Below are 16,946 nucleotides of genomic sequence, written 5' to 3'. Positions count from 1 at the left end.
AAATGGTATGTTCAGATTACTTCTCTCTATTTACTGAATCGTAATTCCGGCACTCGCATAACCTGCCACTGTATTTATCAAAGTCAGACCTGAAGCAGACGAACTAAACACTAACAATAAGCGTTCACCGGCAACAACCGGGATTGCTAACCCAGTGACTGTGCCATTGCTTATTGTTCCAAGAGCTACGATTCCAGTCAAAGAAGGGGCTAATGTGGACTGTGCCCCTGGAATAGCTGTAAAGGTGTTGCTATTTGCAGGCGCTTTATAGAGTTGTGCAGCAACTGTTACGGTAGTACCAACTAAGGACATGGCTGCCGTTGAACTAAAAAATCCGCTTACTGAAGTAATAGTACCTGAACGTGGAACAATAAACGCCTGATTCATTGCAGTTCCCGGACTTCCGGTAATATCTATTAATCCTCCTGTGACTGGGACCCCTGAGTATGAATTACCAAATCCGAGCAGCGCCATCTCGCCAGGTAATCCTCCTGCAACGGTTTTCATTGTAATCGGTATTCCTGAGGAGAATGGAATAATACTTGCTGCTCCTGCTGCTCCTGCTGCTCCGGTCGCTCCAGTCGCTCCCATTGCCCCCATTAACCCGGTTGCGCCGGTTGCTCCGGTTGCGCCTGTGACTCCTGCGCCGGTTGCCCCAGTTGCTCCTGCTGCTCCAGTTGCTCCAGTCACTCCCATTGCTCCCATTGCTCCGGTTGCTCCTGTCACTCCTGTGACCCCTGCTGCTCCAGTCGCTCCAGTCGCTCCCATTGACCCGGTTGCTCCGGTTGCGCCTGTGACTCCTGCTGCTCCGGTCGCTCCGGTTGCCCCGACTGCACCTGTTGCTCCGGTTGCCCCAATTGCTCCAGTTGCTCCGTTAGACCCTGTGGCCCCTATTGCTCCGTCGGCTCCCGTCGCCCCGTTGGCTCCAATTGCCCCCGTTGCTCCAGTTGCACCTGTAGCTCCAGTTGCTCCTTTAGAAACAATCAAAGTATAGTCCGTCAAATTGGATGGCAATCCCGTTGGATTGGTTACTGTAACGATGTAGATGCTGCCGTCATAAGCTACTGCTTGCCCTATGGCATACGCAGACGCCTGCAATGGATTGAACACTACTACTCCGTCAAAGCCAACTCCTGTAGCTCCAGTTGCGCCAGTTGCTCCTATAGCACCTGCAGCTCCAGCAGCTCCTGTTGGCCCTTGTGACCCATCGGACCCTCTTGAACCGGATTCCCCTTTCTCGCCTGGCTCACCCTTCTCACCTTTTTCTCCCTTATCTCCTTTTTCGCCATTCTCGCCCTTAGGACCGGCAGCTCCAACCTCCCCAGTCTTCGGGACACCACCACCTAGCACTTCTATGAAGGATGCTGTCTCTCCATTATGAATAACCGTCACCAACTGCCCAGTTGGTATAATTCCTTTACCTTCGTCTCCAAAGAAAACAGAATTACTATTCGTAGTGAATTTAACCTTTTGTCCGTTGCTGCTTAATACTTCAATTGCGCCGTTCGTCATGGAGACCACAGAGCCGCGAGTAATACGATCGGATACTGCACTATTGAATATTTCGGCATTGGATAAAATGACCGCAAATTGAGCGCGAGTGGTTACTTGTTTTGGTTTAAAGGTATTATCTGGGAATCCAGTTATTACTTTTCGGTTAACAGCAGCATTGATGTAGCCTGTTGCCCAGTCCGAAACATCTGCCGCGTCCGAGAATCCAACAGCTGTACCCTTCAGACCGTTTGCTTCTGCTTCCTTACCTGTAGCACGTATAACTAGACGGGTAATCCATTCACGATTTGCCCGCTCCCTCCCCCAAATGACACCGCTCGGCTTGACCTCTTCGCTGGCAATCACCAGACCATCGTCAATGGCTTGCTGTACCCAGGAAGTAGCCCATGAATCGACGGTGAATGGCAGGCTGCCGCTGCTAGCTTTAGGCTGCTCATACCCTATAAAACGAAGTACCATCAACACCGCTTCCTGATTCGTGATCGGACTATCCGGATTGAAGTTGCCCGACTCATCTCCGATGGCTACACCAAGCGCTGAAATTTTGGAGATATACTTATACGCCCATGAAGACTTGTCAATATCGCTATACGTAGCGGCGCTCGCCCGAGATGCAACACCGCCTAGAGATGGCAACAACGGTGTAATCAGTTGACTCATCAGCATGAAAGCTACCGAACTTTTATACACCAACTGCCTGCCATTCTTCTTGCCATTTGTTTGTTTGTTTCTCATTTTTTTCATACCATCCTGCCTCCTAATAAATTAAGTATTGCTGTAAATAGTTTCGATTGGCTGTGACACTCGGATTATCTGGCACATAACCACCCGCTATCTCATTGTGATAGTGGGCCTGTTCATAGAGACCCAGCCGGTCGTAGCAAACACACAGCTGTAAATGTGGCAACCATGTCCAGGAAGGTATATCCAGCCTGGCATTAGGCTCAATCGGCTTAGCAACTTCCGTAGCAAGCTTGTACCAAAAAACAGCGTTCTCCAACCGCTGCTCTGACAGCTCGTAATACCCTAGCTGGCAGCACGATTCCGCGCGGGGAAGTGCGTAAGCAAAGCCTTGAAGCACTTTATGCCTGGCTTCTTGTAGCCGACCTAGTTGCGCATAAGCTTCACCTGCACGTCGGCTAGCCAATATCTTGTCCTCGACCCAACCATCTGGCGATGCAATGAAGGTGTCATACTGCTCAATCGCTCGTTCCCATTGGCCGTGATCGTACAGCTCATTAGAAAAATAAAATAAATCCCGCGGAGAAAAGACCGCTTTCGCTTCCTTCATGTCCTCATAAATGAGAAGATTTCGTGTGGACTGCGTATGCTTCCGATCATGTGTTACGCCCATTTCGGCGTATAACACAATACCAGCTACATCCAAATATTCATGAACGAATCCAATCCAGCGAAATCCACAACTACGCTTTACTAGACGATTGCGCCGCAAACTTGCGGTTACACGCCCGTGTAGATCATGATCCAGATAATAGTGCATAGATACGGCATCAATATCCCATGAAAGCTCGGATATGATGGACTGAAGCGCTGCAGCATCTTCGGGCAGCAGATAATCATCTGCATCCATCCATAGTATGTATTCCTGAGTGGCAAGACTGAACGCATGATTCCTTGCTTTGGAGAAGTCATTCACCCACTCAAAATCATAAACCTGGCTGCCATACGAGGCTGCAATTTCTTTCGTCGCATCCTCCGAACCTGTATCCACAATAACAATCTCATCCACCAGGCCGCGTACGCTGGACAAGCAGCGATCCAGAGTTTTCTCTTCATTTTTCACAATCATACACAAGCTGACCGTGACCTTTCGTTTATAGCTGTACAAGGCTTTAGTTACATCAAAACCCCATTTGCTTATCGCCACAGCTCGATTCAACGTCAGTCGGTTATTGTACCAGTCCGGATCACCAAGAACTGCATGCGGTGGCTGCACCCAAAAAACAATACAGCCCTCAGCTATGTAAATATCGCTATTCATGGATAAGGCCCGATAACAAAGATCGTCATCCTCAAAAGACTCCACCTCGAACCTTTCATCAAAGCCTCCAGCCTTCTCAAAAAAATGACGCGGCATCATCATTAGCAAACTAACGAGTCTCGGAGTTCTGGTCCAGGTCATAGATTTGCCAATTGCCAGTAGATCCCCCATTTGATAGAGATGCTCGTAATTTTGATAAACAATTGGAATTCCCTGGGCACCGCTAACATCATTCATCATCGGGCCAACGATTGACGCATTCGGATGTTGGTCCAGACAGCCTGACAACTGCTCTAGCCATCCCTCATTAACCATGATCTGATCTCGCATGAAAACAAACCGGTCTCCTGAAGATGCGACCGCACCCTGATTATAAGCGGCAGCTACTCCCCTGCTTTTACGGTTATGGATGACATGCACGTTGTAGTCATGCTCAATATAGCGCGACACTTCCACGGACTCATACTCCGTAACAACAATTAGCTCATATGGGATCGACGTATACTGCTTAATTCGATCCACACATTTTAAGGTCAAATTAAAGTGTTGAGCCAGCACTATAATGCTAATTTTCATTCGCTTAGCACCATCCAATAATGTGAAGTAGTCTATCTAACTTACTCAGTATCTTTTTCCCAGGATAACGGGCCCTAAAGCAAATTTTCGCAAAAAGTAAGTTATATGGATTCTATCAAATCGTTCTCTCAAAAAACTCACATAAACTCAGTTTTTGATGAAAAATGTTCGCCTCTGATAATATGGAGGGATTATTTTTAGTTCATTACTCTTAACTGGTCAAGATTATCACACTCCAATGACTAAATAATGACAAACTTCGATACCATAAACGGTATTTACCTAGTTACTCGACAAAAAGTGAGCCTAAAGACACGTAATTTTGATCATGTTTTGTTGTGTATGGGGTTTGAAACTCAACCTAAATAAAGAAGATGAGATGCAGGGTTAAATACCTACATCACATCTTCTTCGATTTGTGTATGACTTTTGAGTAGTGGCAGCTCGACGCCTGATTTAGGCACCCTTTCTGTCTCACTCATCAAACTCGCGACTGATGATTTCTTCTCCTCATAGAGGACTGCAAGTTCATTTGCTCTCTATACTTGGTCACCGTTCTACGTGAGATCAGTAACCCCTCGCTTGCCAGAAGGGATGCAATTTGTTGATCAGATAACGGCGAAGCCGGCTTCTCTGATGAGATGCATGCCCGAATTCGCTCCTTGATGTAGATCGCCGAAACCGTTGTTCCGTCAGCCTGTTTAATAGAGGACGAGAAGAAATGCTTTAGCTCAAAAAGTCCCCACGGCGTTCGAATATACTTATGGCTAACAGTGCGGCTAATTGTTGACTCATGCACGCGCAGCGCTTCGGCAACCTGCTTCATGGACATCGGCCGAATAGAAGAGGAGCCTTTCTCGCAAAACCCCGCCTGCAACTGAAAAATAACGCCAGCCACCTTGAGCAGCGTCACCTTTCTTCGCTCAATACTATCGATCAGCCCTCTCGCCGCTTGCCAGTTTTTCTTCAAATAACGGTGGACATCCCCTGGGGCTATCTGCTCCATCATACTAAAGTAGGAACCACTCAGAGTGATGGCTGGCAGAAAACTGCTCTCAAGGAACACTTCGTACTTCCCTTCAACCTGCTTAAGCTGAAGATCAGGTATGATATAAGGCGTCTTACCCCTACTATATAAAGCCCCTGGCTTGGGTTTGAGCGAGCTTATTTTCTGTATGGCTGCTTTAATTTTCGCAAGGTCTGTTTCGTACTTCTCCGCTAGCTGTCGGAACCTTCCTTCTGCGATGCTAAGCAAATCATACTGGACTAGGTTAAAAACTAAAGGATCTCCCTCCAGCTCCTGCCGCAATTGAAGAATAAGGCACTCCTCTAATGTTGAAGCCCCCACACCATATGGCTCTAAGCCTTGAACGACGCCGACAGCCTCACGCACCCGACTTAAAGAAGCACCCTTAAAGTCAGAGATTTCCTCTATGGAATGGAGGAGATAGCCCTTATCGTCCAGATTGCCGATGATCCATTTGCACAGAGCTAGGAGAGCAGGATCAAGCTTCATATAGGTTAGCTGCTCAAGCAATACCGATTCTAATGTTGTCTCGCTTGAAAGATCGACATTGAGCCACCAATCTTGTTCAGAGCTGCCTGCATGGCGTATTATGGGGATATTCTTAACGGGTTGAAGCTCAATAAAAGGATTATCCATCGCTTGCTGCTTAATAAATTCATTCAAATCCATGGAGGACATATGCAGGATTTCCATAGACTGCCGCATCTGGGGCGTAAGCTGCAGCTTTTGTTCCTGCTCAGCGGTCAATAAGATTTCCATATGCATTCTCCTCCTTGGTTTTTGATTGCAAGAGCTTAACACTATTATATTCACTGGTTTCTGACAGAAGCTATAAGAAAATAAACCCTGCCCCTTCGCCATGGAAGGAAACAGGGAACTTGATCCTTGCAAATATAAAGCTTAGAAACCTAGCACACGCCGCTCCTCATCCGTGAACATCCTCGAGCGGGTCAGAAAACGCTGGCCTTCCGGCCCTTCAAGCGAGAACATCCCGCCTCTGCCAGGTACGACATCGATGATGAGTTGCGTATTCCGCCAATACTCGTATTGGGCCTTGCTCATGTAGAAAGGTGCGTCACCTATGTCCCCTAGCCATACATCGCTCTCGCCGATCAGAAACTCCCCTTGCGCGTAACACATCGGAGAGCTGCCGTCGCAGCAACCCCCAGATTGATGGAACATGACGGGGCCATGCTTCGCCTTTACCTTTTCGATTAGCGCTAGCGCTGTATCGGTAGCAACAACCTTGCTCACTTCCGTTGTCATCGTATCGCTCTCCTCTTAGAAGAAGCCAAGAGCGTCAGGGCTGTAGCTGACGAGCAGATTTTTCGTTTGCTGGTAATGCGAGAGCATCATCTTGTGATTCTCGCGGCCAATACCAGAGGTCTTATAGCCGCCGAAGGCAGCATGAGCAGGATAAGCATGGTAGCAGTTCGTCCATACGCGGCCAGCTTGAATGCCGCGCCCCATTCGGTAAGCCGTGTTCATATCGCGCGTCCATACGCCGGATCCAAGTCCATAGAGCGTGTCATTAGCGAGCGCCAACGCCTCCTCCTGATCCTTGAACGTCGTGACGGAGAGGACCGGTCCGAATATCTCCTCCTGGAAGATTCTCATTTTGTTGTGACCCTTCAGAACGGTTGGCTGAATATAGTAGCCTTCGGATAGATCACCTTCAACCGTTGCCCGTTTACCGCCGATTAGGCATTCCGCGCCTTCCTGCCCGCCAATATCGATATAGCTCATAATTTTCTCAACCTGCTCGGTGGAGGCCTGAGCCCCAATCATCGTTTCCGTATCGAGAGGGTTGCCCTGTTTGATCGCAGCGACGCGCTTTAAGGCTCTTTCCATAAATTGATCATAGATCGATTCCTGAATCAACGCGCGAGACGGACTGGTACAGACTTCTCCTTGATTCAGGGCGAACATTGCAAAGCCTTCGAGCGCTTTATTGAAGAAGGCGTCATCGCGCGCAACCACATCCTCGAAGAAAATATTCGGCGACTTTCCACCCAGCTCCAAGGTGACCGGTATTAGGTTTTGCGAAGCATACTGCATAATTAAACGGCCTGTCGTTGTCTCGCCGGTGAAGGCGATCTTCGAAATCCGGGTACTCGAGGCAAGCGGTTTGCCGGCTTCAAGTCCAAAACCGTTGACGATATTGAGTACACCCGGGGGCAGCAGATCTTGGATAAGCTCCATCAGCACCAGAATGGATGCCGGCGTCTGCTCAGCGGGCTTCAGGACGATTGCATTCCCGGCCGCAAGAGCCGGAGCAAGCTTCCATGTCGCCATCAGCAGCGGGAAGTTCCACGGTATAATCTGGCCGACGACTCCCAGCGGCTCATGGAAATGATACGCCACCATATGATCATCCAATTGGCTGAGCGAGCCTTCCTGAGCGCGAATGCTCCCTGCAAAATAGCGGAAGTGATCAATCGCCAGCGGCAGGTCGGCTGCCAGCGTTTCCCGAACCGGCTTGCCGTTATCCCAGGTTTCGGCCACCGCCAGCATTTCCAAATTAGCTTCCATACGATCGGCAATTTTGTTCAGAATAACAGCACGCTCGGCAACGGACGTACGGCCCCATGCGTCCTTCGCAGCATGCGCCGCGTCTAAGGCCAGCTCGATATCCTCGGATGTAGATCGTGGAACCTCGCAAAAAATGCGGTTATTAACAGGAGACGGATTCTCGAAGTATTCACCCTTAACAGGCGCGACCCACTGTCCTCCGATAAAGTTTTCGTAGCGTTTTTTGAATGTAACCTTTGATCCGTTTTGTCCAGGTTGTGCATAAATCATAAAGCTCAGCCTCCTTAAAATGGATTACATTAAATTAATAAGCAAGAATCGTGCCAACTTATTGAATGCCGTTATATCGGGTTATATTGGAAGCGCTTTATTCCAATTGTTCCTTTCTGATACAATGAAAGTGTTCCATTTCGGAACATTCTATTTCCACTTCTCCACTAATATAAGCGACTATGGTATGATCGGATTAGGAGACCGTTTACAGTGGAGGTGATCTTTTGCTACCCATAGAAAATAAATTTCTATCCGAAGCAGCGTCATTATCTTGGAAGCGCTGTCACGAACTTGGTTTAAAGCCAAATGACCCTGTTGACGATGACATCTTAACTGGAAGCCACATACACACTTTATTAAGACAGAACGAGCAAACCATACATTACGCAGAGCAAATATTCGAGCAAATGAACGTCGGCATCAAGCAATCCGGCCAGATGGCGCTGCTTATCGATTCGGAAGGAACCATCATTCACACAGTCGGCGATGTCGATTTCTCTCGCCGTGCGTTAGCGGTTCAATTGCAGGTAGGAGCTAATTGGGCTGAGAAAAGAAAGGGAACGAATGCCATTGGAGTCGCCCTCGCAGACAAAAAGCCCGTACGCGTACATGCCGAAGAGCATTATTTCAGCTCCAATCGCTTCTTAACCTGCGCCTCGGCCCCCATCTTCAACTCCATCGGCGAGCTGATCGGCGTCATCAATATTAGCGGCAAACAGGAGCATTACCACGCGTATACGTCTACGCTTGCGTGCATGGCAGCATTTTCCCTGCAAAACAAACTACTGCTAGAAGAGTCAAAGAAAGAACATCTCATTACCCTAAGAGAACTCGAGCATACCGCATTAAATCATCCATTGCCGCTGCTCTCTCTCAGCCAGGATAACCGAATCCTTCGTGCCAACAATGCGGCCATCCGCATCGTCGGCAGTGACGCCATCGGCAAGGAGCTTACGAAGCTGGACGGCTTCTCGGTAGAAACGATTCATAATGAGCATCCGAAGCTATGGCAGTCCGTCTCCATTGCCAAGCAGACTGCAAACGGACAGCGCTTATACACATTTAGAGATATCGTCGGGACATGTCCCACGATCATCCAAAAGATTGAGCTTGCGAAGAAAGCGGCCGTGACCGACTTCCCTGTCTTATTGCTGGGTGAAAGCGGCGTGGGGAAGGAACTGTTCGCACAATCCATTCATACCGCAAGCCCCCGTTCGGCAGAGCCGTTCATTGCACTGAATTGCAGTGCTATTCCGGACAGCCTGATCGAGAGCGAATTGTTCGGATATGCTCGCGGCGCATTCACGGGAGCGAACAAGGACGGCAATGTCGGCAAATTCGAGGCCGCGCACAAGGGCACTATTTTCTTGGATGAAATAGGCGACATGCCTCTTCGAGCTCAAGCCGCTTTATTAAGAGTGCTCCAAGAAGGCACGATTACACCGATTGGAAGCTCGAAGAACAAGGCGATTGATGCGAGAGTCATTGCGGCAACGAATAAAGATTTGGCCGCAGAGGTGAAAGCTGGCCGATTCCGCGCCGATCTGTATTACCGGCTGAAGGGTATACACCTTACGCTGCCGGCATTACGGGAGAGAAGCGATATTCTCGCCTTAGCCGTTCATTTCCTCCAGAAGCAGCCTTTCCCATGTCCATTCCTGACGGAAAAAGCACAGCATAAGCTGTTAACTTACAGCTGGCCAGGCAATATAAGAGAGCTTAACGGCGTTCTTATGCAAGCGATCTTCCTAGCTGGAGAACAGGCGATTGACGCTGAGCATCTAACGTTAGAAGAGCCCGAAGAAGCCGTGCAGCCAAAGTCCGGCGAAGATCAGCCATCCACTTTGAAGGATGCGGAAATCACCGCGATTAAGAAGGCGCTGAAGGCCTCGGAATGGAACCTCAGTAAGGCGGCCGGGCAACTCAGGATCGGAAGAACGACTTTATATCGTAAAATCGAGGAGTATGGCATCACGTTATTTTAACGCAGCAGAAAAAAAGAGGGTGTCCCCAGTCATTTCTATGACTTATGGGACACCCTCTTTTAACAAAATCATCTGAAAAGAAGAAAAGCCTGCGAATGTGCATCTTTTTAGGCTGGATTTCATCTGTTGGAGGCAAATTCCTGCGATAATGCATCTTTTTCTGATTTATTTTCCATTTCAGGATAAAGATGTCTAAAGAGCCTGCACAATTGCATCTTTTTTAACATTTCAAGGGATTATTGCAGAGAAAGCCTGCATTTTTGCAGGTTTTTACTACCAGGTGGCCGACGCTAAACACAATCTTGGCTTTTGGGACAGCCTCTTTGATGCCGTAGATTCGTCCACTTGCGCATTAGCTTACTTTAATATTGTCCCTTAATCACAAAATACGAGCCCCGAATTGTTCCAGCTAGTTTAGACTTCTGTCTAGCAAACTTAAACTTCCCTTCCAACTCCTGTGGTACCTCCATCCCCTCAGAAAGCTTAAAACCAACAGCCCGCTTCTTAGGGTCATCAACCGTATACATGACATTGATCCCAAGACCATCCTCATAAAAGACGTAGGTAAATTGGATATTTTCCACTTGAAAACGCGACGTTTCCAAAGGTTTGGCCGCAAATGCAATATCACGTTCTTTCAAAACTCGGTTCACATAATCAAGATTGTCCTGACTGTCGCTAGCTAGTACAACCGTAAATTCATGTTTGTATTTATTCATGAAGTAACGGGCTTCATTAGCACGTAAACCAGCAAGCGCATCTGCTACAGGTGAAGACTCTAAACCTATTGTAGATACATTTTTAAAATCGACGATATATGACATTTTCATCTCTCCTTTTATTTCATTATTTTCTAAAAACAGAAATTTAATCTTCTTTCTCTACCAAGTATTATACCAAAAATGATTCGATATAAACGTTCGTGTTTTGGTTATGATACACCCCGTTGTTTCCACTCAATAAAATTCGCCTCACTTGTGATACGGTTCAGTTTAACGATACTATCAGCGAAAAATGCGAAAGGAATTGCTGCTGCGCGGTGATCTGCTTGTTCCGTTCAACTATCGTACCTGTTAGTTGCTCACGCCATGTTGAAATTCATGTGACTTTGGGAGTATTTACAGCGGACAATCTTATAGTGGTAAAATATAGATATGAAATATCGGGGGGGTGAAGTTGTGTATGGCTGAGTACAAAGATAATAGGAAGTTGAATTTTCTATTACCGCACCTAGAATATCATAACACCTACAAAAAACCGTTCAATAATGAGGAAGAAAAAGGGAAGAAACCCCCTCCGCCGCTCAGGGAGCGAGTATCTTCCTCGGGAGGACGATGCCAATGAGGGATGCTGGGGAGGGTAAGCAGAAGCACGGGCAGCAAGAACATATCGAGACGCTGCCGCTCTTCTCCACCACGGATAAGAACGGACGAATGACTATGCTCCGGCCGGGACGTCGCGTCGGACGCGCTGCTCCGCTGATACCGTGGCTGATTACAGCCGCTGCACTGTGGGCGCTGACAGGTTCCGTCCCGTTCGGCGCACTGCTCGGCATGGCGCCGACACCGGCGATCAACATGCTCCTCGGTCATCCGGTCACAGTGGGCGTCGCCGTTTTGCTGCTGTTCGTCGCGATCGTTATGACCGGTGCAGTGTACTCGCTATCGATGGAGCAGTTCGGACAGACCAGGGTAGCGGGCCTTTTCTCGACGCTATCGGTAACAGGAGGGCTCGCAGCAGTCGCGGGAGTCCTCCTGCTCTGGACGCTGACAAGCAACCCATCGCGCCCCTTTGACCTCGAGGCCATAGCGACATCGCCGACGATCCCGCTTGAACTCGGCGCCGTCGTCGGAGCTAGCTTCGCCCTCTGGGCCGCCATCGCGCTCCTGCGGTTGCCCGGCTCTATCGCCCACGCCCGGCGGCGTCAGGCGGACATCGAGCGACTCCGCGTGGAGGGTTCGTCATACACCGGGGCGTTGACCGCCGTGAATTTTACTAACAGTTGGCTCTTTAATTTGCCGATTTTCACGGTTGAGGTAAATTATATCGTTGACGGTGCTCCACGTGTCGTACCAGCACACATGCGCACCAGCGACGACCGCGTTCCCGTCGTCGGGTCGCGAATGATCGTGCTGACCGACGATCGCGGAACCACCCACGTGGAGCTGGACCTGGCGAGTGGAGCGGCATTCGAGCCGGACGTGGGTAAGTACGCCCCGTCGGACGGTTGATTTTACGGCCCTGATGCAACATGGTTATTAACCATCACTTTCCAAAGTCTTATAACCACAACATGGGCAAGTGTAATTTTGCAATATTAATCCTCCCTTTACTTTTATAAATAAAATCGTGCTTTAATAATGTTTTATCCCCTCCTATAGAAATCTTTTCCAATAAAATCAACTACTACTTCTACTCTCTGCTTTACCACTACTTGTGGTAAGGTTCAGCTTAACAGGGGAGCACAAAATGCGAAAGGAGCTTGCCGCGCAAGCTCCTTCGTTTTAAGATCAACTATCAAAACTCATTCTAAACTCAGTTACATCCACAAATATTTTAATTTAAGGTACTTCGCGCCGTCTATAAAGGCAAGTCTAAGGCCATTCTTATGATATGACCTTTCCTTTGCATCCCGAAACAATGTTAAAGAGTTATAACACCGACTGCAACCGTTAATAGTGTATTATCGAGCCACACGACAGTTTCCAGAAATTAAAAGAAGGAGCCCAACCATTGCAAGCATACGTGGAAGTTATCTTTCGAACGATCGCCGCTTTTATCCTCCTCATGATCACGTCGAGAATTCTCGGCAAGCAGACGATATCCAATATGACCTTCCATGACTTCGTGAGCGGCATCACGCTGGGCGCTATTGCGGCGAATTTGGCGTTTAATGATAAGCTCAACCATTGGCTCATCGTCGTATCGCTGCTGATATTCTTCGGCATCTCTTTCCTAGTGTCCAAGATCGCGATCAAAAACCGGGCATGGAACCGATTGGTATCCGGCACTCCGACCGTCGTTATCGAGAATGGCAAAATTCTCGAGGACAACATGCGACAAATCCGTTACACGTTGGACTCCCTGGCCCAATCTTTGCGCGAAAAAGATATTTTTAATATGGAGGAGGTCGAGTACGCTTGCTTGGAGGATCACGGAAAGCTGTCCGTCAAGAAGAAAAGCGAGTATGAGTGGGTGACGCGCAAGGATCTGAAGCTACACGCCGCTACCGTTCAATCGTTCCCTGTCGAGCTGATTATGGACGGCATAATCATGGAAGACAATCTCGCTCACAACGGGCTGACCGCCCAATGGCTGGAGCAGGTGCTGCGGCAGCGGAGCAAGTCCGTATCCGATGTATTTTATGCCGTGAGAGGTACACAAAATCAGTTGTATTTTGACTACTATCGGGACCACATTGACAAACCTATCGATTAGCCCCGGCATCGTTCAGCCACTTCATCAGCTTCCCCCGTTTGCAGTCCATTTCAATGCTCCGCGCTGTCTATCGTCCATATAAAGACAAAATACTGACCGCTTTTTCAATTAAATATTCTCTAATATGCGAAGGGCTCAAACATTCACAGTGATTGGTAAACCTTCCTCTCCATAAAAATCTATCATCGTCTTTTTAATATTCTCATTAAATCTGGTTTGAACATTTATCCAAGAAACTTCTTTGGAGAAACGATTTTTTTATGATGTAATATCGTCGAAATTCTGCAAAAGGCGCAGCTCCAGCCCTTTTTCGTCTGTTATTAGTTCTTGCATGATCGGAATAGTCATATCGGTATTGGGGTTGTATTTCAGACCCCAGTGCATAATGGCAAAAACGACCGGAAACAGGTCAAGTGCCTTTTGTGTTGGTCGGTACATGGTTTGTGCGCGGTTTGAATCCCCTTCTATCTTGACGAGCAGGCCTGCTTCAACGAGTGATTGGAGCCGTGCGCTCAAAATATTAGTTGAGATTTGCTCGCGTGAAGCAAGAAACTCGCGGTAATGCCGCTTGTTATGGATAAGGACGTCACGAAGTATGACTAGGCTCCAGGGATCACCCCATATGTCGAGCGCATATACGATTGGACAAACTGTGGAAGATCGCTTTTTCATGAGATTGATTATACAATTCGTGCTTGCATTTTGCAAGTTTGTGCTTGCGTTTTGCAAGTACAGAATTTATACTCAGTGTGTAGTCAACAATTAACGAGGGGAGATAACTTGCATGAATCAAAGTTACAGCACTTTTTTTAAGGTAGACCAAAGCCCCGAAGAAGTCTTCGCCGCCATCAATAACGTCCGCGGATGGTGGTCAGAGGAAATTGAGGGCATTACCGACGAACTCGGTGAATTTAAATACCACTACCAAGATATTCACCGCTGCACCATCCAAATCACCGAGCTTGTTCCAGGTAAAAAGGTCGTTTGGCACATCACAGACAACTACTTTAACTTCGTAAAGGACAAGAGCGAGTGGAAGGATACCGACATTGTCTTTGAAATCGCCAAGAAGGACGGCAAAACAGAAGTTCGATTTACGCACGTAGGCCTCGTTCCCGCGTATGAGTGTTACGCTGTCTGTACGGACTCCTGGGGTATCTACATAAGCGGCAGCCTTCGCGACTTGATCAGCAAGGGTAAGGGAAAGCCCAACCAAAGCGAGCAAATTGTAAACAAACACGGCATTGAGAGCTCTTAGAAACCCCATGCCATAGACCAAAGCTCGGCGCTTAGCAACCGAGGCTTTGCCAAGAGATTACGCTGCCTCTTCCTAAAGCGTCGAGCAAAGTGTTAGCAAGAGTCAACTCAGACCCCTGCGGGTTTCTCCCCAAAAATCTTGCCACCATTTCAATCAGAGTGTTGTAATTTAAAGCAACTTAATCAGCTCTTCTAGCTCATCAACCAATACTTTTGCAAGTTCAAAATTAGTCTCTTTTAAAGCCAATTCTATTTTCATTTCAACTGATTTTTTATTTTGTTCAGCTTCTAAATAGTCTCTATCAAAATGACTAGCATAAATCATCTGTCTAAATTTTCGCATACTCATTTTTCTAATCGTCTTATCGTCAATGATTAGAACATAATCCATACCATTTACAACAGAATAGAAATCATGAGAAATCATGAGAATCGCACCTTTATAGTCTTCAATCGCTTTCTCCAGTGCTATTTGTGTATAGGTGTCTAAATGGCTAGTCGGTTCATCAAGAAGCAATACGTTTGCTTTACTGGCAGAAACTTTAGCTAATTGAAGCATATTTTTTTCTCCACCAGATAAAGATGCTATCTTTTGATTAACGATTTCTCCTTCAAAGCCATAGTTTGAAATATACAATCTAACTTCATCATACGTTTTAAACCCAGCATCGATGAATTCTTCTAGAATTGTATTAGAATCCTTTAGCACTTCGCCTTGATTCTGAGATAAATAAGCCACTTTAGCATCAGCATTTATTTCAATTGAATCATGATTATTTGCAAAAATATCGCGGAGTAACGTCGTTTTCCCGGTACCGTTTGGACCAATAATAGCTACTTTATCGGTAGATTTTATCTCAAAATTTACATTGTCTAAAAGCAACTCATCAAAGGCAACACGATAATTATTAACATTTACAACAATGGTGTCTTCAATTTCATTATCAATACCGAAACTGATAGTCGGCTGCTTAATATCAACAAATGGCGCTTTAATTCTACGCGCTTCCAATCTCTCTTGAAACCTAACTCTAGCTTTTAACGCTCTACCTCTAGAGGCTTCTGAATTATACGTTGCGATAGCTCTAAGATTATCAATAATGTTATCGTATCTCTCAATTTCTTCTTGTTCAGCGACTGCGATTTCTTGCAACTCAATTTTTGTCTGAAGTAATGAGAAATTATACTCCATATACCGCCCATCAAACTCTTGGATCTCCATGTTTTCAAGGTGAATAATTTTGTTGAAACAATGATTCAATAGATATCGGTTGTGCGTAACAACTAGCAGTATGCCTTTGTGAGAATTAATAAGATTTTTAAGCGCATTTAAGTTTTCAAAGTCTAAAAATACATCTGGTTCGTCCATAATCATTAAGTCTGGATTACTAAGCATTTCCTTCATCACTTGAATAAGTTTGAATTCCCCGCCACTCAGATCGGATACCCTAAGATCTTTTAGCTTCATGAGGTTTGCTAGATTTAGTTTCTTATTAATGTTGCTTTCAAAATCAGCCCCACCGATTGAATCAAATGCGTCTAAAGCTAATTGATACTTTTCTAATAACGACTCAATATCCGATGATGTTTCCATTTCCGTACAAATAGCTGTTATTTCATTTTGTATCTTAATAAATTCTTCCCCTATATATTCAAAAACTGTTGTTTCTTTCGTTTTGTCGAATTGTGGGAATTGGCTTACATGCCTAATTTTGCAAGTCGGATCTATTTCTAACATGCCCTCGAACAAATATCTTTCTGGATCCATCAGTATATCGATCAATGTACTTTTCCCACTGCCGCTTGTTCCTATAAAAGCGCAATGTTGTGCCTCTTCAAGCGTAAATGAAATGTTCGTATATAGTTCTTTTTGCGGAAATGAGAAGGATAAGTTATCAACTTTTATCATAGTATTACCTTTCTTTATAACTAAAATAGTGACTATTGTGGATGAATGGCATAACGTAGATTATGAGTTTACCGTTGTAAGAGTAACACTGTTTACAATCAACTACAATCCCATTGTATCCCATCCCTTGGGGACTTGATTCTAGTTGTACACTAAAAACGTTGCCGCTACTTATGATACGGCTCCCCGTAACGGGTCTGCCGCAAAAATATCACTCAATAAATAGGCGCTGCCTACCGGCAAAAAAAGTGAACCACTGACCACGGCAACAGTTATCAGGAAATCCATGCAGTAAAAAGACACTGAGATTCAATCCATCAGTGTCTTTGTTATTGTTGCTTTTCTACCAATCTTGGAAATAATCTTCTCCTTCATGCAGGTCGACTTCGCTCAGCCTGCGAATATTAGGATTTTCAGCAAAATAAACCCCTGCCA

General features: G+C 46.4%; 12 protein-coding genes. 4 read left to right on the top strand and 8 right to left on the bottom strand.

All coding sequences use genetic code 11. From position 1 onward, the window contains the following. Nucleotides 1-30: 30 nt before the first annotated feature. The 5 genes from HQN90_RS39375 to adh all read right to left on the bottom strand — a co-directional run bounded on the left by HQN90_RS39375 (nucleotide 31) and on the right by adh (nucleotide 7,919). Nucleotides 31-2,256 carry an exosporium glycoprotein BclB-related protein gene (locus HQN90_RS39375; protein WP_173222014.1) on the bottom strand — a complete coding sequence of 742 codons (2,226 nt, stop codon included), beginning with the start codon at nucleotides 2,254-2,256 and terminating at the stop codon, nucleotides 31-33. 13 nt (nucleotides 2,257-2,269) lie between these two features. After that, nucleotides 2,270-4,090, bottom strand: coding sequence for a glycosyltransferase (locus HQN90_RS20345; RefSeq protein WP_173222012.1), 1,821 nt, complete (start codon nucleotides 4,088-4,090; stop codon nucleotides 2,270-2,272). A gap of 481 nt (nucleotides 4,091-4,571) precedes the next feature. After that, nucleotides 4,572-5,876 (bottom strand): RNA polymerase factor sigma-54, encoded by a 1,305-nt coding sequence (gene rpoN, locus HQN90_RS20340; RefSeq protein ID WP_173222010.1) that lies wholly within the window; start codon nucleotides 5,874-5,876, stop codon nucleotides 4,572-4,574. Nucleotides 5,877-6,017: 141 nt separating this feature from the next. Continuing rightward, nucleotides 6,018-6,383 carry a DUF779 domain-containing protein gene (locus tag HQN90_RS20335; protein WP_173222008.1) on the bottom strand — a complete coding sequence of 122 codons (366 nt, stop codon included), beginning with the start codon at nucleotides 6,381-6,383 and terminating at the stop codon, nucleotides 6,018-6,020. Between the two features lie 15 nt (nucleotides 6,384-6,398). Then, nucleotides 6,399-7,919 carry an aldehyde dehydrogenase gene (gene adh / locus HQN90_RS20330; RefSeq protein ID WP_173222006.1) on the bottom strand — a complete coding sequence of 507 codons (1,521 nt, stop codon included), beginning with the start codon at nucleotides 7,917-7,919 and terminating at the stop codon, nucleotides 6,399-6,401. A 227-nt stretch (nucleotides 7,920-8,146) separates the two neighbouring features. On the opposite strand from adh, the gene HQN90_RS20325 reads away from it, so the two are divergent. Further along, the gene (locus HQN90_RS20325) at nucleotides 8,147-9,907 is read left to right on the top strand and encodes a sigma-54-dependent Fis family transcriptional regulator (RefSeq protein ID WP_216855387.1); all 1,761 of its coding nucleotides are present in this window, start codon (nucleotides 8,147-8,149) and stop codon (nucleotides 9,905-9,907) included. A gap of 362 nt (nucleotides 9,908-10,269) precedes the next feature. Here HQN90_RS20325 and HQN90_RS20320 read toward each other — a convergent pair whose 3' ends face one another. After that, nucleotides 10,270-10,731: a phage tail protein gene (locus tag HQN90_RS20320; RefSeq protein ID WP_173222004.1), complete on the bottom strand. Its 462-nt coding sequence runs from the start codon at nucleotides 10,729-10,731 to the stop codon at nucleotides 10,270-10,272. Nucleotides 10,732-11,247: 516 nt separating this feature from the next. Here HQN90_RS20320 and HQN90_RS20315 point away from each other — a divergent pair. Together HQN90_RS20315 and HQN90_RS20310 are read left to right on the top strand one after the other, a co-directional pair. After that, complete coding sequence (locus HQN90_RS20315) at nucleotides 11,248-12,138, top strand: hypothetical protein (RefSeq protein WP_173222002.1); 891 nt, start codon at nucleotides 11,248-11,250, stop codon at nucleotides 12,136-12,138. Between the two features lie 502 nt (nucleotides 12,139-12,640). Beyond that, on the top strand, nucleotides 12,641-13,345 hold the full coding sequence (locus tag HQN90_RS20310) for a DUF421 domain-containing protein (RefSeq protein ID WP_173222000.1): 705 nt from the start codon (nucleotides 12,641-12,643) through the stop codon (nucleotides 13,343-13,345). 258 nt (nucleotides 13,346-13,603) lie between these two features. Here the strand turns inward: HQN90_RS20310 and HQN90_RS20305 are convergent, their stop codons facing one another. Then, nucleotides 13,604-14,017, bottom strand: coding sequence for a winged helix-turn-helix transcriptional regulator (locus HQN90_RS20305; protein ID WP_173221998.1), 414 nt, complete (start codon nucleotides 14,015-14,017; stop codon nucleotides 13,604-13,606). A gap of 112 nt (nucleotides 14,018-14,129) precedes the next feature. On the opposite strand from HQN90_RS20305, the gene HQN90_RS20300 reads away from it, so the two are divergent. Continuing rightward, nucleotides 14,130-14,603, top strand: coding sequence for an SRPBCC family protein (locus HQN90_RS20300; RefSeq protein ID WP_173221996.1), 474 nt, complete (start codon nucleotides 14,130-14,132; stop codon nucleotides 14,601-14,603). Nucleotides 14,604-14,771: 168 nt separating this feature from the next. On the opposite strand, the gene HQN90_RS20295 is transcribed toward HQN90_RS20300, so the two are convergent. After that, the gene (locus HQN90_RS20295) at nucleotides 14,772-16,511 is read right to left on the bottom strand and encodes an ABC-F family ATP-binding cassette domain-containing protein (RefSeq protein ID WP_173221994.1); all 1,740 of its coding nucleotides are present in this window, start codon (nucleotides 16,509-16,511) and stop codon (nucleotides 14,772-14,774) included. Nucleotides 16,512-16,946: the final 435 nt, after the last annotated feature.

The organism is Paenibacillus alba (genome assembly GCF_013204855.1).
GTDB lineage: Bacteria > Bacillota > Bacilli > Paenibacillales > NBRC-103111 > Paenibacillus_E > Paenibacillus_E alba.
The sequence above is the reverse complement of the archived record's forward strand: the minus strand, read 5'-3'. Positions and strand labels throughout refer to the sequence as shown.

What these genes read in the sequence shown, in the direction of transcription:
- HQN90_RS39375 (WP_173222014.1), bottom strand. Translation starts at nt 2,256, where the DNA reads ATGAAAAAAATGAGAAACAAACAAACAAATGGCAAGAAGAATGGCAGG.
- HQN90_RS20345 (WP_173222012.1), bottom strand. Translation starts at nt 4,090, where the DNA reads ATGAAAATTAGCATTATAGTGCTGGCTCAACACTTTAATTTGACCTTA.
- rpoN (WP_173222010.1), bottom strand. Translation starts at nt 5,876, where the DNA reads ATGGAAATCTTATTGACCGCTGAGCAGGAACAAAAGCTGCAGCTTACG.
- HQN90_RS20335 (WP_173222008.1), bottom strand. Translation starts at nt 6,383, where the DNA reads ATGACAACGGAAGTGAGCAAGGTTGTTGCTACCGATACAGCGCTAGCG.
- adh (WP_173222006.1), bottom strand. Translation starts at nt 7,919, where the DNA reads ATGATTTATGCACAACCTGGACAAAACGGATCAAAGGTTACATTCAAA.
- HQN90_RS20320 (WP_173222004.1), bottom strand. Translation starts at nt 10,731, where the DNA reads ATGTCATATATCGTCGATTTTAAAAATGTATCTACAATAGGTTTAGAG.
- HQN90_RS20315 (WP_173222002.1), top strand. Translation starts at nt 11,248, where the DNA reads ATGAGGGATGCTGGGGAGGGTAAGCAGAAGCACGGGCAGCAAGAACAT.
- HQN90_RS20305 (WP_173221998.1), bottom strand. Translation starts at nt 14,017, where the DNA reads ATGAAAAAGCGATCTTCCACAGTTTGTCCAATCGTATATGCGCTCGAC.
- HQN90_RS20300 (WP_173221996.1), top strand. Translation starts at nt 14,130, where the DNA reads ATGAATCAAAGTTACAGCACTTTTTTTAAGGTAGACCAAAGCCCCGAA.
- HQN90_RS20295 (WP_173221994.1), bottom strand. Translation starts at nt 16,511, where the DNA reads ATGATAAAAGTTGATAACTTATCCTTCTCATTTCCGCAAAAAGAACTA.